30 protein-coding genes, 1 tRNA gene, 1 other RNA gene and 1 riboswitch are annotated in these 25,066 nt (G+C 30.5%); of the genes, 23 read left to right on the forward strand and 9 right to left on the reverse strand.

Features of this window, described 5'->3' with window-relative positions; genetic code table 11:
* Positions 1–52 precede the first annotated feature (52 nt).
* Together ACZ5N4_RS11265 and galU are read right to left on the reverse strand one after the other, a co-directional pair.
* The gene (locus ACZ5N4_RS11265; protein WP_464209961.1) at positions 53–2,017 is read right to left on the reverse strand and encodes a transglycosylase domain-containing protein; all 1,965 of its coding nucleotides are present in this window, start codon (positions 2,015–2,017) and stop codon (positions 53–55) included.
* Positions 2,018–2,071: 54 nt separating this feature from the next.
* Complete coding sequence (gene galU / locus ACZ5N4_RS11270) at positions 2,072–3,025, reverse strand: UTP--glucose-1-phosphate uridylyltransferase GalU (RefSeq protein ID WP_464209963.1); 954 nt, start codon at positions 3,023–3,025, stop codon at positions 2,072–2,074.
* 504 nt (positions 3,026–3,529) lie between these two features.
* Between galU and ACZ5N4_RS11275 the strand changes: the two genes are divergently transcribed.
* From ACZ5N4_RS11275 to ACZ5N4_RS11285, 3 genes are all read left to right on the forward strand, one after another.
* A complete protein-coding gene (locus ACZ5N4_RS11275; protein ID WP_464209965.1) occupies positions 3,530–4,048 on the forward strand; it encodes a GrpB family protein in 519 nt (172 codons plus the stop codon).
* Positions 4,049–4,239: 191 nt separating this feature from the next.
* Entirely contained in the window at positions 4,240–4,452 is a 213-nt protein-coding gene (locus ACZ5N4_RS11280; protein WP_464209967.1) for a hypothetical protein, read from the forward strand.
* Positions 4,453–4,497: 45 nt separating this feature from the next.
* On the forward strand, positions 4,498–4,887 hold the full coding sequence (locus tag ACZ5N4_RS11285) for a VOC family protein (protein ID WP_464209969.1): 390 nt from the start codon (positions 4,498–4,500) through the stop codon (positions 4,885–4,887).
* 264 nt (positions 4,888–5,151) lie between these two features.
* Here the strand turns inward: ACZ5N4_RS11285 and ACZ5N4_RS11290 are convergent, their stop codons facing one another.
* Positions 5,152–5,568, reverse strand: a complete 417-nt coding sequence (locus tag ACZ5N4_RS11290) for a carboxymuconolactone decarboxylase family protein (protein WP_464209970.1) — start codon at positions 5,566–5,568, stop codon at positions 5,152–5,154.
* 137 nt (positions 5,569–5,705) lie between these two features.
* Here ACZ5N4_RS11290 and ACZ5N4_RS11295 point away from each other — a divergent pair, with 137 nt between their 5' ends.
* The 3 genes from ACZ5N4_RS11295 (at position 5,706) to ACZ5N4_RS11305 (ending at position 7,504) form a co-directional block, all read left to right on the forward strand.
* Positions 5,706–6,155 carry an Lrp/AsnC family transcriptional regulator gene (locus ACZ5N4_RS11295; protein WP_464209971.1) on the forward strand — a complete coding sequence of 150 codons (450 nt, stop codon included), beginning with the start codon at positions 5,706–5,708 and terminating at the stop codon, positions 6,153–6,155.
* 160 nt (positions 6,156–6,315) lie between these two features.
* A riboswitch (guanidine-I (ykkC/yxkD leader) is annotated at positions 6,316–6,420 on the forward strand.
* A 95-nt stretch (positions 6,421–6,515) separates the two neighbouring features.
* Complete coding sequence (gene sugE, locus ACZ5N4_RS11300; protein ID WP_308037835.1) at positions 6,516–6,836, forward strand: quaternary ammonium compound efflux SMR transporter SugE; 321 nt, start codon at positions 6,516–6,518, stop codon at positions 6,834–6,836.
* 284 nt (positions 6,837–7,120) lie between these two features.
* Complete coding sequence (locus tag ACZ5N4_RS11305; protein WP_464209973.1) at positions 7,121–7,504, forward strand: uridine kinase family protein; 384 nt, start codon at positions 7,121–7,123, stop codon at positions 7,502–7,504.
* A 196-nt stretch (positions 7,505–7,700) separates the two neighbouring features.
* On the opposite strand, the gene ACZ5N4_RS11310 is transcribed toward ACZ5N4_RS11305, so the two are convergent.
* Positions 7,701–8,606 (reverse strand): pentapeptide repeat-containing protein, encoded by a 906-nt coding sequence (locus tag ACZ5N4_RS11310; RefSeq protein ID WP_464209975.1) that lies wholly within the window; start codon positions 8,604–8,606, stop codon positions 7,701–7,703.
* Between the two features lie 380 nt (positions 8,607–8,986).
* Here ACZ5N4_RS11310 and ACZ5N4_RS11315 point away from each other — a divergent pair, with 380 nt between their 5' ends.
* The 6 genes from ACZ5N4_RS11315 to ACZ5N4_RS11340 all read left to right on the forward strand — a co-directional run bounded on the left by ACZ5N4_RS11315 (position 8,987) and on the right by ACZ5N4_RS11340 (position 12,980).
* Positions 8,987–9,586 (forward strand): hypothetical protein, encoded by a 600-nt coding sequence (locus ACZ5N4_RS11315; protein ID WP_464209977.1) that lies wholly within the window; start codon positions 8,987–8,989, stop codon positions 9,584–9,586.
* A gap of 123 nt (positions 9,587–9,709) precedes the next feature.
* Complete coding sequence (locus ACZ5N4_RS11320; protein WP_464209979.1) at positions 9,710–10,330, forward strand: HD domain-containing protein; 621 nt, start codon at positions 9,710–9,712, stop codon at positions 10,328–10,330.
* Positions 10,331–10,451: 121 nt separating this feature from the next.
* Positions 10,452–11,150: a tyrosine-protein phosphatase gene (locus tag ACZ5N4_RS11325; RefSeq protein WP_464209981.1), complete on the forward strand. Its 699-nt coding sequence runs from the start codon at positions 10,452–10,454 to the stop codon at positions 11,148–11,150.
* Between the two features lie 63 nt (positions 11,151–11,213).
* Positions 11,214–11,693: a hypothetical protein gene (locus ACZ5N4_RS11330; protein ID WP_464209983.1), complete on the forward strand. Its 480-nt coding sequence runs from the start codon at positions 11,214–11,216 to the stop codon at positions 11,691–11,693.
* Between the two features lie 88 nt (positions 11,694–11,781).
* Positions 11,782–12,480, forward strand: a complete 699-nt coding sequence (locus tag ACZ5N4_RS11335) for an aspartate/glutamate racemase family protein (RefSeq protein WP_464209984.1) — start codon at positions 11,782–11,784, stop codon at positions 12,478–12,480.
* Positions 12,481–12,575: 95 nt separating this feature from the next.
* Positions 12,576–12,980 carry a Rossmann-fold NAD(P)-binding domain-containing protein gene (locus tag ACZ5N4_RS11340; RefSeq protein WP_464209986.1) on the forward strand — a complete coding sequence of 135 codons (405 nt, stop codon included), beginning with the start codon at positions 12,576–12,578 and terminating at the stop codon, positions 12,978–12,980.
* Positions 12,981–13,053: 73 nt separating this feature from the next.
* Here the strand turns inward: ACZ5N4_RS11340 and ACZ5N4_RS11345 are convergent, their stop codons facing one another.
* Positions 13,054–13,605 (reverse strand): manganese efflux pump MntP, encoded by a 552-nt coding sequence (locus tag ACZ5N4_RS11345; RefSeq protein ID WP_464209988.1) that lies wholly within the window; start codon positions 13,603–13,605, stop codon positions 13,054–13,056.
* Positions 13,606–13,941: 336 nt separating this feature from the next.
* On the opposite strand from ACZ5N4_RS11345, the gene ACZ5N4_RS11350 reads away from it, so the two are divergent.
* From ACZ5N4_RS11350 to ACZ5N4_RS11360, 3 genes are all read left to right on the forward strand, one after another.
* The gene (locus tag ACZ5N4_RS11350) at positions 13,942–16,185 is read left to right on the forward strand and encodes an MASE3 domain-containing protein (protein WP_464210907.1); all 2,244 of its coding nucleotides are present in this window, start codon (positions 13,942–13,944) and stop codon (positions 16,183–16,185) included.
* A gap of 162 nt (positions 16,186–16,347) precedes the next feature.
* Positions 16,348–16,423: transfer RNA gene (locus ACZ5N4_RS11355), tRNA-Met, on the forward strand.
* A 136-nt stretch (positions 16,424–16,559) separates the two neighbouring features.
* The gene (locus ACZ5N4_RS11360) at positions 16,560–16,700 is read left to right on the forward strand and encodes a hypothetical protein (protein WP_464209990.1); all 141 of its coding nucleotides are present in this window, start codon (positions 16,560–16,562) and stop codon (positions 16,698–16,700) included.
* 37 nt (positions 16,701–16,737) lie between these two features.
* On the opposite strand, the gene rnpB is transcribed toward ACZ5N4_RS11360, so the two are convergent.
* Positions 16,738–17,077: RNase P RNA component class A (gene rnpB / locus ACZ5N4_RS11365), an RNA gene on the reverse strand.
* A gap of 206 nt (positions 17,078–17,283) precedes the next feature.
* On the opposite strand from rnpB, the gene ACZ5N4_RS11370 reads away from it, so the two are divergent.
* The 4 genes from ACZ5N4_RS11370 (at position 17,284) to ACZ5N4_RS11385 (ending at position 20,000) form a co-directional block, all read left to right on the forward strand.
* Positions 17,284–18,042 carry a SagB/ThcOx family dehydrogenase gene (locus ACZ5N4_RS11370; RefSeq protein ID WP_464209992.1) on the forward strand — a complete coding sequence of 253 codons (759 nt, stop codon included), beginning with the start codon at positions 17,284–17,286 and terminating at the stop codon, positions 18,040–18,042.
* Between the two features lie 380 nt (positions 18,043–18,422).
* Positions 18,423–18,788 carry a YmaF family protein gene (locus tag ACZ5N4_RS11375; RefSeq protein ID WP_464209994.1) on the forward strand — a complete coding sequence of 122 codons (366 nt, stop codon included), beginning with the start codon at positions 18,423–18,425 and terminating at the stop codon, positions 18,786–18,788.
* 355 nt (positions 18,789–19,143) lie between these two features.
* A complete protein-coding gene (locus ACZ5N4_RS11380; RefSeq protein ID WP_464209996.1) occupies positions 19,144–19,548 on the forward strand; it encodes a YkvA family protein in 405 nt (134 codons plus the stop codon).
* Positions 19,500–20,000 carry a cysteine hydrolase family protein gene (locus tag ACZ5N4_RS11385; protein ID WP_464209998.1) on the forward strand — a complete coding sequence of 167 codons (501 nt, stop codon included), beginning with the start codon at positions 19,500–19,502 and terminating at the stop codon, positions 19,998–20,000. The genes ACZ5N4_RS11380 and ACZ5N4_RS11385 overlap by 49 nt, the downstream gene beginning before the upstream one ends.
* A gap of 12 nt (positions 20,001–20,012) precedes the next feature.
* Here ACZ5N4_RS11385 and ACZ5N4_RS11390 read toward each other — a convergent pair whose 3' ends face one another.
* On the reverse strand, positions 20,013–20,597 hold the full coding sequence (locus ACZ5N4_RS11390; protein WP_464210000.1) for a LysE family transporter: 585 nt from the start codon (positions 20,595–20,597) through the stop codon (positions 20,013–20,015).
* A 118-nt stretch (positions 20,598–20,715) separates the two neighbouring features.
* Between ACZ5N4_RS11390 and ACZ5N4_RS11395 the strand changes: the two genes are divergently transcribed.
* On the forward strand, positions 20,716–21,270 hold the full coding sequence (locus ACZ5N4_RS11395; protein WP_464210002.1) for a helix-turn-helix domain-containing protein: 555 nt from the start codon (positions 20,716–20,718) through the stop codon (positions 21,268–21,270).
* 46 nt (positions 21,271–21,316) lie between these two features.
* On the forward strand, positions 21,317–21,841 hold the full coding sequence (locus tag ACZ5N4_RS11400; RefSeq protein ID WP_464210004.1) for a GNAT family N-acetyltransferase: 525 nt from the start codon (positions 21,317–21,319) through the stop codon (positions 21,839–21,841).
* 54 nt (positions 21,842–21,895) lie between these two features.
* On the opposite strand, the gene ACZ5N4_RS11405 is transcribed toward ACZ5N4_RS11400, so the two are convergent.
* Positions 21,896–22,195, reverse strand: a complete 300-nt coding sequence (locus ACZ5N4_RS11405; protein WP_464210006.1) for a LiaI-LiaF-like domain-containing protein — start codon at positions 22,193–22,195, stop codon at positions 21,896–21,898.
* Positions 22,177–22,692, reverse strand: coding sequence for a hypothetical protein (locus tag ACZ5N4_RS11410; RefSeq protein WP_464210008.1), 516 nt, complete (start codon positions 22,690–22,692; stop codon positions 22,177–22,179). Before ACZ5N4_RS11410 ends, ACZ5N4_RS11405 begins: the two co-directional genes overlap by 19 nt.
* Before the next feature lie 146 nt (positions 22,693–22,838).
* Here ACZ5N4_RS11410 and ACZ5N4_RS11415 point away from each other — a divergent pair, with 146 nt between their 5' ends.
* Together ACZ5N4_RS11415 and murQ are read left to right on the forward strand one after the other, a co-directional pair.
* The gene (locus ACZ5N4_RS11415) at positions 22,839–23,903 is read left to right on the forward strand and encodes a homoserine dehydrogenase (RefSeq protein ID WP_464210010.1); all 1,065 of its coding nucleotides are present in this window, start codon (positions 22,839–22,841) and stop codon (positions 23,901–23,903) included.
* Between the two features lie 233 nt (positions 23,904–24,136).
* Positions 24,137–25,048, forward strand: a complete 912-nt coding sequence (gene murQ / locus ACZ5N4_RS11420) for an N-acetylmuramic acid 6-phosphate etherase (RefSeq protein ID WP_464210012.1) — start codon at positions 24,137–24,139, stop codon at positions 25,046–25,048.
* Positions 25,049–25,066 lie beyond the last annotated feature (18 nt).

Consider the following 25,066-nt stretch of genomic DNA (forward strand, 5'->3'; position numbering starts at 1 on the left):
ATCCCGGTAATTGATGGAATAATAATTCTTTGTTCCATTTTGTTTATTAAACTTAGGGCGTACTAAAATCCTTATCTTGCAATCCTGCGTGTACCTGCTGCATATAATTATGCCATATTGTACCTGGGTATGTTCCACCATATAAGTTATCAACATGCTTTGGCATATCATATCCAACCCATACTACCGTAGAATAGTAAGCAGAATAGCCACATAGCCAACCATCCTTTTGGTCATTTGTTGTACCGGTCTTAGCAGCACTCGTAATGCCATCAAGTCTCACATTATATGCAGTACCCCAAGTATTTTCTAAAGTACCTTTTAAAATATCTGTCATTAAATAACTTGCATCAGCTGTATATATTCTTCTTTTTTTCATTTTATTTTCATAAATAGTTTTTCCTTGGCTATCTATAATACTACGTATACATGTAGGGTCAATGAATTCTCCACCTCTTGCAAGAGTTGAGAAGCCGCATGCCATTTCAGCAGGCGTTACTCCATAGGTTAAACCACCTAATGCAGCAGATAGAGTATAGTCACTCTTAACAATTTTGCTAAAATCCATATTTTTCACAAAGGATAAACCATAATCAGGAGTTATGCCATTAAATACTTGATATGCCACACTATTTAATGACATTTGAACAGCTTTTCTTATATCTATATCTCCCATATAAACATCACCATCATTATGAGGTCCACCTTCTATATAATGGTCATTTATAATAGTTGTATCAGTATATCCTTTTTGAAAGGCAGGAGTGTACACTGCCAAAGGTTTAAAAGATGAACCAGGCTGTCTAAAGGATTGAAATGCTCTATTTAGATAATCCTTCTGAGGACTTGTTCTTCCGCCTACTATTGCTATAACACAACCAGTGTTATTATCTATTGAAACAGCTGAACCCTGTAATGCATATATTCCATTATTTTGGTCTGTAAAATCTAATAATCCATTATCTACGGAACTTTGTAAGAGCTGCTGTTTATTCATATCTATAAAAGTATAAATTTTATATCCATCCTTACGAATATCATTTATACACCCATTATATACATTAGAATAGTCGTTATAATAGTTAGTTCTATCTTGCTCTGTATCAAAGGTATTTTTAAATTGAAATCCCTTTAGTTTCATGAGTACCTTTGCAGCATTATTGAGGGCATAGGATTCAACCCATACATTTCCGGTATATTTTTCTGGATTTAATACAATTTTATAGTTAATTGCTTTATTGTACTGATCATCTGTAATATAATTATTTTGCTTCATTGATGATAGAATAAGATCTCTGCGTTTTAGTGTAGCATTTGCATTTTTTATAGGATCATAGTAAGTAGGATCATTAGGTATTGCAGCTAAAAAACATATCTCAGATAAATCAAGGTTATTACAACTTTTGTTAAAATATCTTCTTGAGGCTGCTTCAATTCCGTAAGTGTTATTAGCAAAATTAATATTATTAATATAAAATTCTAAGATTTGTTCTTTAGTATATTTTTGATCTAATTTTATAGCAATAAATATTTCTTCTACTTTTCTTTTATAAGTTTTGTCAAAATTTAAAAACACATTTCTTGCTAGCTGCTGTGTAATTGTACTTCCACCCTGTGTAATTTTTCCCTTATTTTTTATAATAGAATACAAAACCCTAAGGTTTGCTTTTATACTAAAAGCACCATGCTTAAAATAATCTTTGTCTTCTATGGATACAAAAGCATTTTTCACCGCTTGAGGTATATTGGGATATGTTAAATATAGGGAATTTCTTGAGCCGTATAAATTATTTATTATGTTATTATTTGCATCATATAAATAAGTTGTTTGATTCCCATGAAAAGTATTATAGGATATAGAATTTACCTTCTTTGTTGCATCCTTATAGAGTGATATTGTTATAGGCAAATACTTAACACAAAAGAAAACTATAACTACTAGAATTACAGAAAAAATCCCAAGTAGTATCTGTTTTCTAACTTTATGAGGTTTTTTGTTTTTGTATTTTTTTGCCAATCAAATCACTTCCTTATAAACTATGTGTATGTTTTTTATTTTATAGACGCAATATTATTTGAAAATTAAATCCCTGACTCCAACTGCCTCTCTTGATGCTAAATTCTCTTTATAATAAAATTCCTCTTTTATTTTGAAATTTTCTCTGTATTTAACACTAAAAAGATATGACATTAGATCTTTTTTCAAATCATCACGTTTCAAGGCATATTCTATATTAGCTTGTAAAAATCCAAGTTTATCGCCAACATCATATCTTTTTCCCTCAAAGTAATAAGCATACACAGCCTCTTGCTTCGCTAATTGATTTAATGCATCAGTAAGTTGTATCTCGCCACCTTTGCCTGGCTTAGTTTTTTCAAGCACTTCAAATATACTAGGAGTTATTATATACCTTCCCAGAATAGCAATGTTTGATGGTGCCACTTCAATTTTTGGTTTTTCCACCATATTGTTAACCTTGTAGACTCTATCTTCAACGCCTATACCTTTTACAATACCGTATTTGAATATTTCTGTTTTAGGAACTGGCTGCACCCCTAAAATAGAAGTTTTATATTTGTCATAGCAATCTATTAACTGTTTCAAACAAGGGACTCTACTATCAACTATATCATCGCCAAGCATAACGGCAAAAGCTTCATTTTCTACAAAGCTTTTAGCGCGGCTTATAGCATGCCCCAGTCCTCTAGGTTCTTTTTGTCTTATATAATAAATGTCAACCATATTAGATATGTTTTGTACTAATTCAAGTAATTCTCCTTTATTACTACTTTCAAGTTCAGCTTCCAGTTCAACAGATTTGTCGAAATGATCTTCTATAGACCTTTTATTTCTACCTGTAATTATTAAAACCTCTTCAATGCCGGAAGCTACAGCTTCCTCAACTATATATTGAATAGTAGGTTTGTCAACTATTGGCAGCATTTCTTTAGGTTGAGATTTTGTAGCTGGTAAAAATCTTGTACCTAAACCTGCTGCAGGAATTATTGCTTTTTTTATGCTCATATAAATACAATCCTTTCTTTAACAATTCCTTGAATTTTATTTCAAATTATATAGTTGAACAGAGTTTCTGCCACTATATCTACTAAATCTTTGATTATTTGAAGGAGTAGAATTCTGCTATTCATAACTTTTACATATAGTTTTTACTTTATCTTCTGTTCTATTCTTGATTCCATAAACTTATAATAATTTAGGGTTTTATTTTCCCTAGATCTATTAAACTTATAATCAACATTTAGTGCATAAAGATTACTTATTTTTTATTTATTTTTGCAATAAACTACTAAAAGAAGACCTTAAAAGATAATTATTCAGCAATACTTTACAAGACATATATTAGGAATAGATATTATTAACCATATTGTTGTAGATTCAGATGATGTTACTATAGCTTTAAATAAAGAGCTCTAATACATTTTTAAATGATAGTTTTTGTGTGAAGATTGCTTTTATTTGTGTATAATGTAAAGTAAAGACAATTTATATTAGAGGATGGAATAAATTATGAAAGTAGTTGTTGTTGAGTATAATCAAGAGTGGTCTTCAATGTACAATAAAGAAGCGAAGAAGATAAAAGAAATACTTGGAGATGAATTAATAGAAATTCATCATATTGGAAGTACCTCAGTGGAAAATTTAAAGGCTAAACCAATCATTGATATTATGCCAGTTGTGCATGATATTGAAAAAGTAGACAAACATAATTATGAGTTTGAAAGATTAGGATATGAACCTATGGGGGAATACGGAATTGTAGGTAGGCGATATTTCAGAAAAGGTTTAGAGGATAGAACACATCACATACACATATTTGAGGTAAGTGATGTTTCTAACATTGAAAGGCATATTGCTGTTAGAGATTATTTAAGAATTCATCTCAAAGACGCAAATGAGTATGGAGAACTGAAGCAGGAACTTGCCAATAGATATCCATTAGATATTGAAGCATATTGTTCAGGTAAGGATTCATTCGTAAAGGAGTTGGAAAGAAAAGCAATTGCTTGGTATCACAAATCAAAATGAGCATAATTTGTAGTTATGGTATTGTAGAGTGGATTGAAAATGCAATAGAAAGAATAAAAGCTTAATGAACAATTTACTTATGAATCCTTTTAATCGTTGCATTGGTAAGATTATGAGTACTTGAAGAATTATATAATTATTATATAATATAACCAGTGTTTATTTTATAAGATTAAAAGGAGTGAAAACATATGCGAAGCGGATTGATAATTGTCGTTATAGTTTTGATATTTGCTGTATTTAGAGCATTGAAAACCCATTTTACCTGCCCTAAATGTGGTGCAAATTTTAAAGTAAGTGTTTTAAAATATATTTTTACATTTCACTCAATGGGCAAGCGTATGGCTAAATGTCCTAACTGTGGACATAGTGAACTGATGTCACCAAGATGGGATAAAAAATAGTTATTTGCATTATACCTTGAAATTTAAGATTAAGGATGTGTTAATATGAAAATCGAACATGTAGCTATATGGACCAAAGATATTGAAAAATTAAAGAAATTTTATGTGAATTATTTTGATGGTATTGCTGGAGATAAATATACTAATACAAAAAAACAATTCGAATCATATTTTATTAAATTTGAATCCGGTGCTAGACTTGAAATTATGCAGATGCCGACAATTCCTTCCAATTTAAATGATACCATTAATCAATATATAGGTTTAATTCATATTGCTATTTCAGTAGGTAGTGTTGAAAAGGTTAATGAACTTACTGACACACTAAGAAATGCAGGTTACAAGGTAGTTGGTGAACCTCGTTATACTGGAGATGGTTACTATGAGAGTTGTATTTTAGACCCTGATGGAAATCGAATAGAGATAACTGAATAATTTTAAGACACCGCATTATAGATATCCAACATGAGTGCTTGATTTATCCACCGGGATATGTTGAATAATGAAGTTGGATATCTATATTCAAACTGATATGCTCTCCTTAAGATAGACAGGGTGCAGTTCAAACTTAAATTTTACGGTGTTTTGACATCATATTTTAAACATTGTGATACTCATGCTAGAATCTTTTGTGCAGCAATAATTATGATATAAATTAACTGAAAATAATATATTAATGCTAAATTATTGCCTAATAATTTAAATTGGACAACTTGGCTGTAAATCTAGTAATGCTCCGAATTTTTGGGAAGCTGTTATAAAGCATATTAAGGCTAAAAGTTCAGAAATTTCTTTGTCACTAAATTCATTTTTTAATAGATTAAAATGTTTATCATCAATAATGTGATTCCTAGAAACTATATTAGCTATTTTAGTAGCAATTAAAATTCTCGAATCAGTTACTTGATTAGATGGTTTACCTTTAGCCATGCAATATTGACATCCATTATTAAAAGCAAGGGTACGCCTTAGCTGTTCCTTTAATTCAAATGTAAATGTATTACTATTAAAAATGCACTCCTCTAAAGAAGACCATTTTTCTAGTATCTCTTTATTGTGACCTAATAATTGTTCAAATGGTGTAAGTCCTTCTTGTGAAAAAGTTATTCTTGCCATAGTATCTCTCCTTTATAAATATATTTTATTAACAATTAATATTATACAAAGTGTAGTAGTAATATTGTATTAGATATGAAATGTAATATAATAATAAATGTATTATTTAAAATGATAATTGAGAGGATAAGTTATAAATGAAAATTGATGAAATAGACCTATCAATTTTAGAAGAGTTACAAAAAAATAGCAGGTTATCTATAAGAGAATTATCAAAACGTATAAATCTTTCAGCACCATCTGTTGCTGAAAGAGTAAGAAGACTTGAAGATGATGGAATTATTGAAGGTTATACAATTAAAATAAATAAAAAGAAACTTGGATTGTCTATAGATTGTATAATTAAGTTAACTATGAAAAATGGAGGGTATGAAAAATTCAAGGTATTTATTAAGGATTATAAACGAAGTGAATGGTGTTACAGAATTGCTGGTGATGGATGTTTTTTAATTAAATTATCCATTAAATCTCTAAATGAGATAGAAGAGTTTATAAATGAGATATCTGAATATGCAATAACAGAAACTATCATAGCATTTTCAGAAGTAACAATAAATAATAACATTGATAAATTTTTAAGAGAATAAAACAAAATTATATATTTAAGTCTATAAAACCTAAGCAAGTGCTTAGCTGTTCTATCTTTAACAAAAAATAATACATAATATGACAGTATTATGAAAATAGATATTGACAACCTTCATATATTTTGCTATCTTTACAGTAAGAAAACCGAATATATGTATTTAAAAAGTTTTATAGGGTTCCGCAGTTTGAAATTAGAAACTGGTCTGGTCCAAGATAAAACGCACAGTTAAGCTGTGTTCACGGAAGGACAAAAGCCTGGGAGATATTTTAATATATTGTTCTAGGTTTTTTTATTTTTTGATTTTTAATGAAAGGAGAATAGTTAATTAGAATACTTAAAATTAGAAGGAGTGAAAATTATGCAATGGTTGTTTTTAATTATAGCAGGAGTTTTTGAGGTGGCTTGGGCTATCGGTTTAAAGTATTCATATGGATTTACAAAACTTGTACCAAGTGTGCTCACCATATTAGGGATGATAGCGAGTTTTTATTTTCTATCATTAGCCATGAAAAACATTCCATTAGGAACTGCATATGCAATTTGGACAGGAATCGGTACTGTTGGTACTGGAATTTTAGGAATAATATTATTCAATGAATCTATAAACCCAATTCGATTAATTTGCATTGGATTTATATTAATAGGAGCTATAGGATTGAAATTAGTATCTTCTCACTAATTTATATTTTAGTATGTGAAAATTTAATTATGCAACTCTTTTATTTGTATAAATAAAAATTATATAATTAAGATGTTGACATGAAGCTCCAATTTATTTTAGTGAAACATGTTCATATAAGCCATTTTCTAAAGAGCGAGCAATTGTAGACATTGATGGTAAGGAATTTAGATTTGCCAAGAGAAAAGCTATTTAATATGTATCTTGATGGGAGGATTAATTAAGACGTGAATTTCAAAAGTATTAGGGGAACATTTGAATCATTTGAACAATTACTAATTACCATGGAGAATTTACAAAGAAAGCAGTCAACCCTTTTGGTGGGAATAGATGGTTGTGGAGGCTCTGGTAAAAGTACATTTGCAAAAGAAATTGCAAAACTAAGCCCCCAAATAACAATTGTACACATGGATGATTTTTATTTGCCATCATATTTAAGAATAAATGGCACATCAGAAGAAAAGCCTATTGGTGCAGATTTTTATGATTTTAAAATTTTTGTTGATTGTCCAAAAGAACTGAGACTAAAAAGAGGAATTGAACGTGATGGAGAAGAAGCAAAGGATATATGGGAGAAAATCTGGATGGTAGCAGAAGATAAATATATGATGGAGCATAAACCCTTTGAAGGAGCAGATTTAGTGGTAGATGGCTGTGGAGATAATTAATGGCTATTGCTCAATATTATTAAAATATAAATTAATGGAAGTTGATAACAACTTCCATTAAAAATCTATAAATTTTCAACACTATAGAAGTACTAGGTCGAAAGCTAACTTATACAACCGGATATGTTTTTAAGCTTCGGTACGTTAAAAACTTTTAGCCAGTTTAAAGTTTTTTTATTCTTAATTAGATATTTAATTATTTTGACCAATATGTAGGTCGAGTCAGTGACATCGGTAACCTTGTATTGGAATCGCCCTTCGCCGTGTTGATCTGGGCTTGGGTAAGAAAAATACTATTTGTAAGGTTTGCACCTCTGAGGTCAGCATCTCTCAAATCAGCTCCAATAAGATCAGCTCCACTTAAATCCACTCCTCTAAGGTTAGCAGCAATAAGATATGATCCTCTTAAGTCTGCACCTCTTAGATTAGTTTTTCTAAGGTCTGCACCAATGAAGTCTAATTTTTTAGAGATAGTCTTTTGACGTTTTGAAGGAGTTTTATCTTCTCTACGGGCTTTAGTTCTTACAAGATCGCTTGTCTGTGAAAGTAGTGAGTTAACTTTGTTTCTATGTGCTACCAAATCAAGTTCTATAAGAGAGCTAGGACTAAGATGAGTAAGACGTTCCGTCTCGCTGATCATGAAGCTAATCTCATCTTTGATATGAAGGTCTGTTTGTAACGTAAATGCTTCTGCCAGATACCATAACATTTCATGGAGTTGCCTCATAATCAGGAAGACTTCAAACATTTCCTTCGCTGATTCTGGAGCTTGTCGCCAGTCATGCCCGCCATATGTAACTTGAGCAACCTTTTGTCCTGCTCCAAAGCAGTCATAAGCAGTGCAGCCCTTAAGTCCCTTATTTCTAAGATTTTTGTGAACAGAACAGCGAAAATCCGATTGTAGGTTTATGCAAGGCTTGCCAGCATCTTTGTCCTTTGGGAAGCCTTCAGAAGCTGAAAAGTACAAAGCAACACAGCACAAGCCGAAACACTTTTCGCAATCAACTCTAAGACTACGTAGACTTGTGCCCGGAAAAGATATTGAACCTCCATGATTTTCAGATAATTGTTTATCACCATTATCCCCATGTGTATATGTCATATTCATTCACCTCATAATTAGAAAATATAAATAATTTTTACTTTAAAATTATATCATAGATGCCATATTATTCAACTGATAAAGAATACTTATGCCGTAATTTAATTATATAACTCCTTTATTTGTATAAACAAAAACTATATAATTAAGGTATTGGTATAAAGTAACAATTTATTTTAGTGAGATATGGTTAATCAAAGTTATTAGCGATTATAGGTGATGGTACGTTGATTTTAGAAATAGTAGTAACGACTATTAAAGATTTGATTAGAGTTCACAAATTTAATGATTAATACAATGGTAGGACAGGCGGGTTATTTATATAAGGAAAGTGTCTCAATGGTAAAAAAGTATGAAGAAAGTTTTTTAGGAGGTATAGAATGAAACGAATGTCATTTAAGCGACCAACCAATCATTATGATGAAAGAATTAAGCAAATAGATGAAAAAATTTGCGAATTAATAAAGCAACGCAAGGAAATTTCAAACAATAACCCAGGATATCCTCCTTTTGAATACATTTCTAACTGGGTAGAAAAATTTGATTTATACGACGAACTATTAAAATCAATATTTGCTTCACTATGGGATGATAAAATATATAGACCTTTAATTGAACCAGAAGGATTTCAGAGGAATTTACCAGTACTAAAGTCAATTGAAATAGGTAACAGGCTTTTTTCTGTAGTTTCTATTCGTCAGTATTCTAACTCCAGTATTGTAAATTTTAATATAGATTGGGATAACACAAGTGATTCATCAGAACGTCAGTCACGGCATACTCATTTTGAATTGTCTATAAGTGAAAAATATGATTGTCGAATGATGAATGGAACAGGTGGAGATGGACATTTTCACTATAACTTCATTATATCACCACCACTACCAGACAATATTTCTGGAATTGAATTAGTTTTTAAAGAATATAATCCGCCATTTACAGATACATCAATAGGTCACGATGTTATAATACAGCTGTAATAGATAATTTGAGTTGGTTTAGTTCGCATCTTTCTTATTATGTTCATTAACTTTAAAATAGCGATAATTATACAATAGTAAGATTATGTGTCACAACTGTAAAAAAGTAAGAAGGTGTTAGTTATGAATAAAAAGTATCCTAATAAAGATGTTGCAATAAATGTTTTAAAAGAAGCAAATGGACTAAATAAAGGAAAATGGGTAAAACATTCAGAGTATGTGGCTTTGGCTTGTAAAAATATTTCTAAATGCTGTAATGATATGGATAGCAATAAGGCTTATATTTTAGGATTATTACATGATATAGGTCGTAGAGTTGGTGTAGTACAAGAAAGACATACAGTTGAAGGATTTAAATATTGTAGCAATCAAGGCTGGGAGGATGTAGCTAAAATATGTATTACTCATTCATATAGTATAAAGGATATAAGGTCTGTAATTGGTAAGTTAGATGTAACTAAAGAAGATTATAATTTTATAAAAAAATATATTGATTCTGTAGTTTATGATGATTATGATTTATTAATTCAATTATGTGATGCTTTAGCAGTACCAACAGGATTTTGCTTGATGGAACAACGATTAATTGATGTGACACGCAGATATGGTGTGAATAAATATACTGTTATGAGGTGGGACAAACTCTTTGAAATAAAAAAATATTTTGAAAGAAAAATGAACCGCTCAATTTATGAAGTTTTACCAAATATAATTGAGAATACTTTTTCTTATGATAAAAGATAACATATGTTAAATTATGAATATTCTAATTAAGCGTTATAACAGTAATCTATAATATTTAGACATTAGTAAGATATGACGAAGAAAGTATTATCAAAGAATGTATAGTAAAGGAAGTGAATATATGCGAAGATTTTTATTAGGCAGCACTCTTAATACGCGTGATTTAGGTGGGTATCCTATAGATTGCGGAAGAGTAACCGCATATAAGGCATTTCTGCGTAGTGATGTGCCAATTCAAGTATCAGATGATGATATAGAGCTATTATTATCAAATAATATAACAACAATTGTTGACTTGAGGAGTGATGATGAGACTCAAAGTAAACCTTGTGCTTTGAAAAATCATAAAAATTTTGAATACTATCATTGCAAAATATATGGGGATGGATATTTACCTAAAAGCATTGAAGAAGTTCCTATTTCGTACTTTAAGATGATAGACGAGCAAAAAACTATACTTAATGTCATGAGAGTATTTGCAAAAGCTAAGGGTGGAGTCCTTTACCATTGTACAGCTGGGAAAGATAGAACAGGAGTAATTTCAGCATTGCTAATGTTATTAGTTGGTGTTTCTAAAACAAATATTTTAGCTGATTATCAAATTTCACAAGTATATTTAGATTCTATGCTACAACAGTTCTGTAAAAGCAATCAGAATGTTGATATAAATATTATTACTCCTAAAATAGAGTATATGGAAAAATTTTTGGACATGTTTCAACAAAAATATAATTCAGTAGAAGAATATTTTTATCAAATTGGTTTAAATGATTATGAAATATTGCGATTAAAAAAGAAATTAATAGACCGTGTAAGATAAGCATAATATTTATAATTCAGTACACATCCTTCTTATAAAACTACATTGTAAAGGTGGATTTATATGAACATCAAGAATAAAGGTTCATTTGCTTTACCAATAATTATTATACTGTTAAATTTGATTGAATTATTTTTATTTATTTATGTTAACAATGTAATTTACTCAGGAGTAATAAGATACAGCGTATGCTTTGGTAATATTCTTGTACTGATGTTTTTTTCAATATCAAAAACCAACAAAAAGTCTAAGGAAAAAAACATCGATTACCTAATTATAACTTTATTATTAATAATTATTATTCCAGTTTTACTTTGGCATAATAAACCCGCCTACACATATAATCAAGCAATAGAAAAAATAAAAAACCAAAAATCTATTATTGTTATACCTACTAATGCTAAATCTCTTCAAATGATTAATAGCCCCAATATATTCATTAACAGAATATATTTAATTAGAGTTAAAGAATCTGGTGAAGTAAAAACTTATGGATTCAATCCAATTAATGGAAGTTGCTATCTTTCTGAAAATACTAATTAATATAATGTTTATTACAAAAACATAAAAAACAACAATTTTAGTGTTTCTATAGTTAAATAAATTTACATCTTAAAAGGAGATAACTTAAATGAGTGAAAAATTAATTGGAATTTTGGCTGGAATGGGACCAAGGTCAACAGCACCATTTGTTGATTTAGTTGTTGATGAATGTCAAATTCAATATGGAGCAAAATACGATGATGAGTTTCCTAAAATGATGATATACTCTTTACCTACTCCATTTTATATTGGCCGCCCAATAAATCATGAACTTATGAAAAAAACTATAATTGAAGGATTACAAAAGCTTGAATCAATTGGTGTGAGTTTTATTTCAATGCCATGTAATTCAGCACATATATATTTTAAAGAATTGAAAGAATCAATTAATGTTCCTTTATTAAATATTGTAGAGGAGACTGTTAAAAATTTGCCTGTAGCTTCACAAAAAGTAACTTTATTTTCAACAAGCTCAACATTTGAATCTACAATTTATCAAAAAGGTATAATAAATAGTGGCCATGAATTTATTTTTAAAGATGAATGGCAAGTAAAATTAAATAATCTTATTCAAAACATAAAAATAGATAAAGAAAATACACAGAATATTGATATTTGGAATGAACTTATTGAAGATGTAAAAAAGGAATCTATTGAAAATATAGTAATAGCTTGCACTGATTTAAATGTAGTATTAGAAAAAGCACCTCCTTCAATTAATATTATTGACTCATCAAAATGCTTGGCTAAATCAGTTGTCAGTAAATATTTAGAATTGGACAAATAAAGTAATAAGGAGTTACCAATATTCTAAGATAGAAAGAAAGTGAGTATTTTAGTGGGTTTAATGATTATAATACTATTGCCCACTAAAGATAGCTTATGAAACCTAAGGTATATATAGCAAGAAGAATTTCCAGGGAAATACAAAATTATATCTCAGAATTTATAGAATATGAAATGAATGAAAGTAATGAGATCTTACCAAGAGAGGAAATAATAAAAAAGTATAGTTACATAGATGTGCTAATAACTGCAGGAACAAAAATAGATAAAGAATTTTTACAGGCAATGCCTAATTTAAAGGTAGTAAGCAACATGTCTGTAGGTTATGATAATTTTGTAATTAAGGATATGAAAGAAAGGGGAGTTTTAAGTACTAATACTCCAGATGTTTTAAATGATACTGTAGCAGATTCAACTTTTGTACTTATACTAGCTGCAGAAAACATGGTTATGGCGCTCGCTGGTAAGGTACCTAAAAACTTAGTTGAGGAGTTAAAGTAGAATTATTGATAAATGTAGGGAAGTGAGCATCCTAAGTGCTTCACATCCCTATTTTACATAAATAATTCTAAAACTAAGCAAAAATATTCACCAAAGCAATTGCTATAAACATTAAACCACCTATTAGATCTGCTTTTTTCTTTAGTATAAGTCCAAGTTTTCTGCCGATGAGTATTCCAGTAAAAGCCGTAATAAAGAAGGTAATTGCTAGTATTACTAATACTTCCACAATGTTAACTTGGAAAAGACCAAAACTTAATCCGGCAGCAAGTTCATCAAAGCTGACCAGCAGTGCCAAAATAGGGAAAAACTTATTGTCTAACTCTTTAGATTCATAATTCTCTTTTTTTCTTTCTTTAATATATTGAAAAATCATTCTTACTCCAATAAATATTAACAGCCCAATAGCAAATAAACTGCTATACTCTGCTATATAACCTTTAAATTTTGATCCTAAAAACCATCCCAAAGCTGCTACAGTTGTTTGCACAACGCAAAAGTACATGCCTATAGAAAAAGCACTTTTCAATTTTTGCCGCTTTGTTAAAATCCCACCAGTAAAAGAAATTGTGAAACCATCAATTGATAGACCAAGTGCTGCGAGGAATATTACAAAAATACTCATAAATTTCCCCTCCGCTCATTTATTAATCTTGAGTAAATCTTTTATTAAAAAGCTTGTCTTAAAGTTCAGTTTATACTATTGAGAAATGTTAGAAAATGTTACAATATATGATGAGAAACTTTGAGCAGCTAAGGAATAAACTGGATTATAAGTAGTAACTCTAAGAAATATATTCTATTAATCATATAGGTTTTTGAATATATAAAAAGTAGTATTTATCTATTTTTTTACTAGTTTGAAAATAATGTATTTTCAAACGAAGAGTTCCAATAAGTGTATATTTATGGTAGGATATACTAGATGTATTTTTACAACCTAAGGGGGGATTCAAAATTGATGTTAAGTGATACTATAAGTCTCAATTCAAGAAACTTTATGAAACCTTTAATAACAAAATTTTTAACAATTTTAATTTTATCCTTTTTTACTGCAATGTTTATACATAATACAGTTGTAAAATATCTAAATGTATATTATACGGTTTTAGAGTTAACTTGCGTATTCATAGCTTTATCAATATTCATATCTGTATGGTACCTATATAACCGCAACTCAGTAAGCTATAATGTATTAGGCTTTGGATTTTTAGCAGTTGCTATTTTTGATGTTTTACACATCTTTTACTATTTAAATCTAAATTCAGCTTGTGATCTATACTTGGACATTTGTTCAAAATTTTGGGTATTGGGTAGGGCTGCCGAATCTATAGTCTTATTTTTATCCATAGGATTAGTTCGAATAAAATTAAAAAAGTGGATAAGTCTCTTTATTACCTTCAGTATAGTTTTAGGTGTATCCTGCTTTGTAGTCGTTTATAATGATTATTTGCCTATACTACTAACTAATCACGGAGTTACACCTATAAAGATAATACTAGAGTGTGGAGTTATATGTATGTATGCAATGAGTTTGTATGCGATAAAAGATAAGATAGATTATGAAGGCGTAATAACATATAAGTATATTTTTATATCGCTGCTTATGAGCATTTCCACTGAATTTTGTTTTACTCTAGACACCACAGTGAATTCAATTTCATGGACTATTGGGCACATATTGAAAGTTACATCTTACTATTTTCTTTTTAAGGGTATTTTTATCAGTACAATACTTTATCCCTATGAACAACTGGAAACAGAGCATAAAAATTTAGAGAAAACAACTAAAGAGTTAAAGTATACTAGTGAGACTTTAAAAGATTTACTTGACGCACTTCCAATAGCGGTAGAGGAATATGATCTCAATGGAAAAGTAAGATATGTTAATAAAAGATTTGAAGGATTATTTGCCTGTAACAGAGATGAATTATACGGACTTACAGAGGAAGAGTTTTCAAAGAAGTTTCCAAGTAAATTACTTGAGAATAGAAAAGACACAAAAAATATTGTCAGAACTTATAAAAACCTAAAGGGTGACAATATTAAGCTTTCAATAAATTCTAAAAGAGTTAGAAATGGTCTATTAGTATTTTTTAGCGAAACAAAGAAGGAGCAGGAGCTTGAAAATTTACATATACAAACGGAAACAATACTTAAATCTATAGACAACTGTATATTAATGTTTGATAAAGGTGGAAAGGTTGTTCTTTGTAATAAAGCATTGGAGGAAGTACTTGAAACAAGTAGAGAAGATATTATTGGCATGAATATAGATAAATTAAAGCAATTGGTAAAAGTTAATGTTATAGAACCTTCTGACTTGACCTTAAAAGATAACACAAAAAAACAGCTTTCTCAGGTATCATTATATTCTTTGAAAGGTAATAAAAAAGATATGCTGCTTGATTTAACTGATATTAGAAATGTTGATGGAGATATAATTGGAAGCATAAGCATAGGCACCGATATAACGGAATTTAAAAAGGAGCAGCAAAAACTAATACAACAGGAAAAGCTGGCGTTGCTTGGACAAATGGGTGCAGAGATCGTTCACGAAACTAGAAATTTTCTTACAACAATTAAAGGGAGGAGTCAATTAATAAGTGCCGTTACACAAAAACAGGATGTTAAGAAACATGCTTTAAAGATAAATGAAGAAGTTGATGAAGTGAACAGAATTATTAGCGAATTCTTATTTCTATCAAAGCCAAGAGAAACTGAGCTGATGGAAGTTTCCATGATTGATATATTTCAATCCATAAAAAGTATGGTTAAGTCATCCTCACTTGTAAAAGGCATTGATGTTGATTTTCAGTTATCCAAAGAAGAGCGTTATGTTATGTGTGATGAATCAGAATTGAAACAGGTTATATTAAATATCTGTAAAAATGCTGTAGATGCAATGACTGATAAAACCAATGCAAAACTCAAAGTTGAAACTGGTTTTAATGAATCAGCAAATGAAATGTTTATAAGAATAACGGATAACGGAGTAGGCATATCGGAAGAAAATTTAAAGAAAATAGGTACACCGTTTTTTACATCCAAAAGTAATGGTACAGGTTTAGGATTGAATGTTTGTTATAAAATAATAAAGGAACATAAAGGGAAAATAGAAGTAGAAAGTATTCTAGGAAAAGGGACAACTTTTTCTATTATATTGCCTTGCATAGAGGATATAGACGATGATGAATTGACATAAAGTTTTCCGAGACTTATCATTTAGTATGCTAAAAGAATTAAGATATCTCTTCTGAAATTAATGGATAAACTAAGTCCGGTGTATTATTATATTAAATAATGAGCATACTAGAGAATAGATGAACATCATTAACAAAAAGTTGTTCAATACAATATATAACATCGCGGGGTGGAGCAGCTGGTAGCTCGTTGGGCTCATAACCCAAAGGCCGTAGGTTCGAGTCCTACCCCCGCAACCAAAAAGTATTGATAACAAATTATAGGAAGCTCTATAGCTTAGCTGCATATTAAGGAAACACTAACAAATTGAAGATTTGAGGTGTCTACTTATATGATACTATTTGAAAGCTGTATAGAGATAAAAACACTAAGTGTATGCTTGGTGTTTTTTTATTAAATGTTCAGTCTACAGGGATATCTTTAGCGGAATATATGAGTGATTTTAATATTGGAGTATCTGTTGAAACTGTTTATGAGGTTAAGAAGATAGATATTTATTACTTTATTGAAGAATAATTTAAAAAAACACTCAGGTAAAACCTAGTGTTTTCAATATGCGACCAAGTCTATAAGCCGAGTTCTGTATTTGACAATCATCTATCTAGGCCTACTGTTACCAGTAGACTCAAGCGATACTAACGAGAAGTGGAACGGGCCGCCCCTTGATACTTCTCAATCTTGCTCCAGGTGGGGTTTACATAGCCGCAAAGTCGCCAATGCGCTGGTGAGCTCTTACCTCGCCTTTCCACCCTTACCGAAACTAGTTTCGGCGGTATATCTCTGTTGCACTTTCCTTCAGGTCACCCTGACTGGGTATTACCCAGCACCCTGCCCAATGGAGCTCGGACTTTCCTCTCCTGTGTTACCACAGCAGCGATTGTCTGACTTACTCGCAGATATTATAATACCACAGCATATATAAAATTGCAAACAGTGTTTAGTGCCAGTATTAGATAATACTAGCTTTATTTCTATTTATCTAAAATAACAATATAGCAAATTACAACTTATTTATACTCACTATGTTGAAGTGTTGTATTAGTTATTATAAAATGGGGATTAATAAGTATGAATTTAAATTAGGGAAGAGGGTAATTGTATGGATAAAGCTAAGTTACAAAGAGAGTGGTTGAAATCTAATTTTAATTTACTTAATAGTATTGAAACAGATCAAAAACAAAAACTACCACAACCGCCACTCCAAAAGTTTGTAGAAGAAGATGCAGAAATAATTGTGCTTCCGAAAGTAAATAAGGATGTAATAACTAAAGAGAATATTTTCGATTGTTTAATGGATAGGAAAAGTAATAGAATTTATACTGAAGAAAGTCTATCCTTAGAAGAACTTTCATTTTTACTATGGAGTACTCAGGGGGTAAAAAAGGTTGTTGGAAAAGTAAATTTTGCAACCTTTAGAACAGTGCCTTCAGGTGGAGCAAGACATCCCTTTGAAACTTATTTAGTGATAAATAAAGTAGAAGGACTAAGAAAAGGAGTATATCGTTATTTGTCTTTAGATCATAAACTTGTCTTTCTGTTTGATAAAAATAACATGGAAGAGGAAGTAACAGAAGCTGTTTCAGGACAAAGATTCCTTGATAGTAGTGCAGTTATATTTATTTGGAGTTGTATCCCCTACAGAAGTGAATGGAGATATGATATATCTGCTCATAAGACCATTCTTCAAGATTCAGGACATCTTTGTCAAAACTTATATTTGGCATGTGAAGCTATAGGCTGTGGAACTTGTGCAATAGGAGATTATAATCAAGAGATAATTGATAAGTTTTTGATGCTTGACGGTAAAGATGAATTCGTTATTTATGCTGCACCGGTAGGAAAGGTTAAAACTGAATGATGTAAGCAAGTGGTGCTGTAAAAGGATAGATAGGGGGAAACTTCACTATTTAACTGAAAACTAAATCTGGTGTATCATGGTGTATCATATAGAAGCTATTGCATCCAGGGATACTTCCATTGATGTTTCCAAGGTTAAAAATTTTTCCGCATGTAGATATTGGCACTCATAAAAAGCTTCCACATATAGTCACAGATAAAGACTTATAGAAACATAATTCCGAATTAGAAAGAATACGTGGTTTTTACATAAAAGGTTTATCTAGAAAGGATTTATCAAGTGATATGAACATTTTTGGTAAAATAAAATATAATATACCAGGAAGCGAACAACAAGTACGTTTCTAAGCATGCTTCATAATTAAAAAGGAGGAAATATCTATGGATTATAATATAGAGACAACTCTTCAACAACAAGGTTGCCCAGAAACAAGTCAAACACATGTGCATGAATTTGCAGAAAGCGTTAAATTAGCTGAACAAGGAGAGGATAGGCACAATCACCGTGTTGCAGGAGTTACAAGTGAAGTTATACCAATTGAAGGAGGCAGACATGTGCATGCATTTGGTATAGTTAATACAGATTTTCTTGATCACCACCATGAAATAGGAGGAACAACTGAGCCTAATGTTCCTATTCCTGGTACCAATAAACATGTACACGTTATTAGAGGAACTACAACATGTAATGATGGCCATACTCATGATTTTCTTTTTACTACTCAAATTGACAGCCCTCTTGTATAAGCTAGTTTAAAAGTGATATGTGGATGGCTATTCAAAAGCCATTCCTTTTTATGAACTGGGACTGATTAAGCAGACATTATTTAAAGAAATGTTATTTATTAAGGAAATTCATTTATTTTTCCATTACGTCATATAATATCAATTTATTTTCATAATTAATATAAAACTTATGTATTTTATAAGCAGATAGAGGTTTATTATGTTAAATAAAAGCTATGATCAGAAAAAATGGTCATAGCTTTCATATTTTTTTAGGAAAGCAAAGATCCTGTGGATAATTTATACAGCTTTGTTGTTTTAACCTCTATAGCAATGCTATAATGTATTATAAAATTGGTCAATTTTGAGGTGTTTTATGAAAGAAAAATTAAATAAAAGGTTTAAAATCTGGTTTTCCACGATTAAGCAAAAAGTTAAAAAAATAAAAAAGGAGATTGGAGCATTATATTTGGCATATAAACGACCTGACGTACCTTTTTATGCAAAATTAGTTTCAATATTAGTAGTAGGTTATGCTTTAAGTCCAATTGACTTAATACCTGATTTTATACCTGTCTTGGGATATCTTGATGATTTGATTATAATACCACTCAGTATTAATTTTGCTATAAAATTAATACCCAATGATATTATGAATGAATGCAGACAACAATCAGAAAATATTTTTAATGAAGGTAAGCCTAAAAACTGGGTTGCTGGATCCATTATAATATGTATTTGGATTATATTATTCAGCTACATTTTAATAAAGATAATTTAAAAGTTGAAACCGAAAATACGAATAATTTAATTCAAAAAGCACGAAAGTCGGATACACCTATAATCTATGTCCAGCATACTGAGAGTGATGGTTCATTTATAGCAAAGGGAACTCCATTGTGGGAAATTCACCCTCAGATTAAGCCAAAAGAGGATGATATAATAATCCTAAAATACCATGCAGATCCTTTCTATGATACAAGCTTGCATGAAAAATTAAAAGCTTTAGGTATTAATAAGTTAGTAATAACAGGAGTTCAAACAGAGTTTTGTGTAGATACTACATGTAGATGTGCATTTAGCTTAGGGTATAAAAATGTACTTGTCAGCGACGGACATAGTACTTATGATTCGGATATTCTTTCTGCCTCTCAAATTATTGAACATCATAATAGAATAATAGGCGGACAGGTTCCCTTTGCTGAATTAAAAGAAACTAGTAGTTTAATTTAATAGATCCGTTAATTAAAGAAACAGTGAAGCTGCACAATATACAAGCAGTAGTGCCAGAACAGTGTTGACGACTTTATAATTTTTTGTAAGGAACTTTTGAAATAAGGAACCAAACAACGACCAACAGCAGGTTGCTACTAAGGTAGCGAAAGCAAGAATCATAGAAAAAACTGAAAGCATTGGAACAGATTTGTAATATGGTACAACAAATGTTGAAACGGTTGTAACGCAGTAAATTATAGAATTTGGATTGACGAACTGTAAAAGCAATCCGGATAAAAATGTGTTTGTATGCTTTTGATTCACCTCCTCATTTTGAGGTTTGCTTTTATAGGTCTTCCATGCAAGCCATAGTATATAGGATGCGCCAATATAGGACATGACTGATTTGATTGATGGTATAAAGCTGTAAAGGGCCATGCTGAAAGCACTACATAGAGCGACTAGAACAAATACACCAGAGAATACTCCTACATTAAACATTAAGCTTTTTTTAAATCCGTACTTACTGGCATTTGACATTGATATAATACTATTTGGTCCTGGTGAAAAGTTTGAAATAAGGATATAGGATAAAAATGCTGCAAAATTTGGCATAAGTGTTTACCTCCCCCATCATTGTATGATATAATACACAAAAAGAACAATATATTGCATTGTGCAGTATAATAATATCATTTGTGCATTATACTGTCAATGAGTTGGAGGGAAATTTTTGGATAAACTTAATTTTATTATTGCTGAAAACTTAAAAAGGTTTCGTGATAAAAAGAAGCTTAGTCTTGATAAGGTTTCAAAGTTAACCGGTGTAAGTAAAAGTATGCTCGGCCAAATTGAACGTTGTGAGGTAAATCCTACAGTGTCAACGATATGGAAGATTGCAAATGGACTTAAAGTATCATGTACTGAGCTTATGAGTATGCCAGAAGCTGATTTAGAAGTTGTAGATAAATCTCAGGTAGAGCCACTTGTTGAAGATAACGGAAAGGTCAGAATATTTCCTGTGTTTCCTTTTGACAGTGCAAGGAGATTTGAGATGTATTCTCTTGAGATTAACACTGATGGTTATCTATCTACGGAAGCGCATCAACAAGGTACACAGGAGTTCATTACGATATTTTCTGGTAAGCTTACTATTAGTATAAATGGCGAAGATTTTGTTATAACAGCTGGTAATTCTATACGATTTAAGGCAGATAGCACTCATTCATATAAGAATAATGATGATACGACTTGCTCATTAACTATGGTTATTTACTATCCAGTATAGAAGTTCATTGACAAAATTAATTTGATAGGGAAGTGAGTTGATTACTTTGAACTATAGGTTACTTGAAAAGTCAGAACTTAAACTATTAGGTGAAATTGATAGGAAAGAAATAGTAAATGAAGTTTATTACTTTAAAAATAACAAGCTCCAAATAGTAAATGAATTTTATAATATAGAGGGTTGGAATTTAGAGGAACTTAATGATTATATCAATAGATTACACGATATATATGAGAGAAATGGAACTGTATATGGTGCATTTAATAATAATCAAATGGTAGGCTTAGGGGCTTTGGAAAGTAAATTTATTGGCAGAAATAATGATCAACTTAAACTTGATATGTTGTATATAAGCAGCAATTATCGGAAAAAAGGTATAGGTAAAAATTTAGTGAATTTGCTATCTAAAAAAGCAGAAGAATTAGGTGCTAAAAGTCTATATATATCGGCTACACCCTTCAAAAATACAGTAGAGTTTTATTTTGCAGTAGGTGCAAAATTAACAGATGAAATAAATGAAGAATTGTATAAATTAGAACCCTATGATATACATATGGTGTTGGAATTATAAGAAGAGAGTGTCGCATTTAGTTATGATGAGACACTCTCTCTTTAACTACATTATTTAGCGATAAAAGCTCTTCGATAAAACAAAATTACTAAAGGCATAAGTGCCAAAAGACAAAAATAACACAACAGCGATTAAAAATAGACTTATAAGATCATATTTTACATACATTTTTTGTTTTATTGCCAAGCTATTCAGTGACAGTATTTCGATGCCTAAAGATATAAGAATCAAAGGCCAAAATTTTAAAATTTCTCCTTCAAAGGATAAATTAAAAAAGGTGGATAAAAAGAATATTACTCCTATAGAGATTAATACAATGCCTAGAGTCAAAGTTCCTACTCTTCTTGACTGCATAATTTATCACCACTCTTCTTCACGTTGACTTTTTTACTCTTTAGAAGCGTAAAGCCAATAACAATAAAGATGAAAGATATTATGAGAGATTTAACATACATAATTATTTGATAATCGAAATAATCTCTCAATATAGGCAGTGCAATATTGTTTATTAGTGAAAGAACTCCCATAAGGATTAAGATATAAGCAATATATTTCTCAGCAGGTTTATTTTTAAAGATGTCATCCATAGAATTTACATCAGAAAAAATAGGCAGATTAGTGTTTGGTAAAGGATCTTCACTTAAACTTTTGCTTCTTGTATCAAAAATACTGTAAAACCAAATTACAGGAAGAAAAACTGCTAAAAATTCTAAATCAAAAGAAGCAGCTATAAAAAAAGTAGAGAAGAATAATACCATAAGTTGAATGCCTTGACGTGTAAGACCTAAATACATATGGCCTGCTCCTGGCACTAATGAAAAAAATGTGGCAACCCTTTTTGAATGTTTCAAATTAAATCACTCCTTGTATTAAATAATTCCTAATCACATAATTAAGTTTACTAGGGAAATCTTAAAATAAATGTAAGTAATTTCTTAAATTATTCTTAAATTCTAAACCAGTGCATATGTTTACACAAAATTGCAAATTAAGTAAAATGAGTATTAGAGATGGAAATCAAGGAGAGAAAAATAACATGAGGATTGGATTAATTGGATATGGTGGAGTAGGTAAAGCTTTTACAAAACTAATTGTAGATAAGAGTTCTACACTGAAAGAAGAAGGTATTGACATTGAAGTAATATATATTATGAATTCTAAAGGGGGAATTTATAATCCAAAGGGAATAGACTATGATAAATTATTAGCTTTTGCGAATGAAGGAAAAAGTATAATTAAAGACAATAATGAAAATAAAAAAATTACCCCTGATTTTATGTTAGAAAGAAAAGATATAGATTTAATGATAGAGTTAACATCTACAAATAAGGAAACTGGGGAACCAGCGTTGACCTATATTTTAAAAGCATTAGAAAATAAAATACATGTGGTGACAGGAAATAAAGGACCAATTATACATGGTTATAAAAAACTAGAAAAGATAGCGAGAAAAAATAACGTACATCTGGGAATTGGATGTACTTGTGGAGGAGCATTGCCTTCTATCAATGGAGGGGTAATAGAGATGGCTGGTTCTGAAATTTCTTCAATAGAAGGTATTTTAAATGGCACAACAAACTACATTCTAAAAGAGATGGAGGACACTGGTTGTACTTATGATATTGCACTGAAAAAAGCAAAGGATTTCGGAATAGCAGAAGCCAACCCTAGCTTTGATGTAGAAGGATGGGACACTGCATTTAAACTGCTTATACTTACGAATGTAATTATGAAAGAAGAAAAAAATTTGTCTGATATAAAAATAGATGGAATTACAAACTTGAAGCCATATGATATAGAAAGTGCTTTAAAAGAAGGAAAGAGATACAAGCTTATTGGACGAACATCTAGATCTGGAAAAGAATTAAATATGCTTGTTAGATTAGAAAAGGTAGATAAAGAACATTCTTTTTATAATGTAGATAGTAAAAATAAGGCAGTTAGATATATTTCAGATACATTAGGGGAACTAACATTGATTGGGGGAGCTTCAGGTACTACAGCTGCAGCAGCTTCTATATTAAGAGATATAATATATATCAATAGGGTAGCTGGAGTATAATATAATACTCAACGTAAATACAATAAAAGACACTAAGTTAACACTTGGTGTCTTTTATTGCTTTGAGTTAGTTTTATTATATAGAAATATATTATTTCTGATTACTGGCATTTATATAAACTTGCATTACTTTTTTTGAAATATAATTTCATAATTTTAAATTTATATTGAAATGATATTTCAAAAAGTGTATAATAGAATCATGAAGTAAATCAGAAACAGAGGTGGTAGCATTGAAAAGGATTAACCTTGAACAATTAGTCACAGAAGGAGTCAATGAAAATACTAACAATATAGACAAAGTTTCTACATTAGAAATGCTAACTATGATAAATGAAGAGGACAAGAAGGTAGCCTTCGAAGTTCAAAAAGAACTGCCGAATATAGCAAAAGCTGTTGATGAAATATCAAAGGCTTTTGAAAAGGGTGGAAGACTTATATATATAGGTGCAGGGACAAGCGGAAGATTAGGTATACTAGACGCTTCGGAATGTCCACCCACTTACGGTGTATCTGAAGATATGGTTCATGCAATCATAGCTGGTGGATATGAGGCTATATTTAGGGCGAAGGAAGGAGCTGAAGATAACTTAGAGCTTTGTGAAGAAGATCTAAAAAACATCGATTTTTCAGCAGATGATGTCTTAGTTGGACTTGCAGCCAGCGGAAGAACCCCTTATGTTATAGGAGGACTCAAATATGCAAAGGAATTAGGAGCTGTAACTGTAGGAGTAACTTGTAATCCTAATTCAGAAATATCTAAACTTGCAGATATCTCTATAGCCCCTGTTGTAGGACCAGAAGTAATTACAGGTTCTACAAGAATGAAATCAGGAACTGCACAGAAAATGGTATTAAATATGCTGACAACGGGATCAATGATTAAAATAGGAAAAGTATTTAATAACCTTATGGTAGATGTAAAGGCTTCTAATGAAAAACTTGTAGAGAGAGCTAAGAGAATAGTTTCTTTAGCAACAGGAGCAACAAGAGAGAAGGCTACAGAAGTGCTAGAACAAACTAGCTATAATGTAAAGCTTTCCATATTGATGCTTGAGTCAGGACTTTCAAGAGAGAAAGCTTTAGACTTGTTAGAAAAAAATAAAGGGTATATATCAAAGGCTTTGGATAGTATAAATAAATAATTATTAAGATAGGGGGAT

It is taken from the genome of Clostridium nitrophenolicum, from assembly GCF_055391695.1.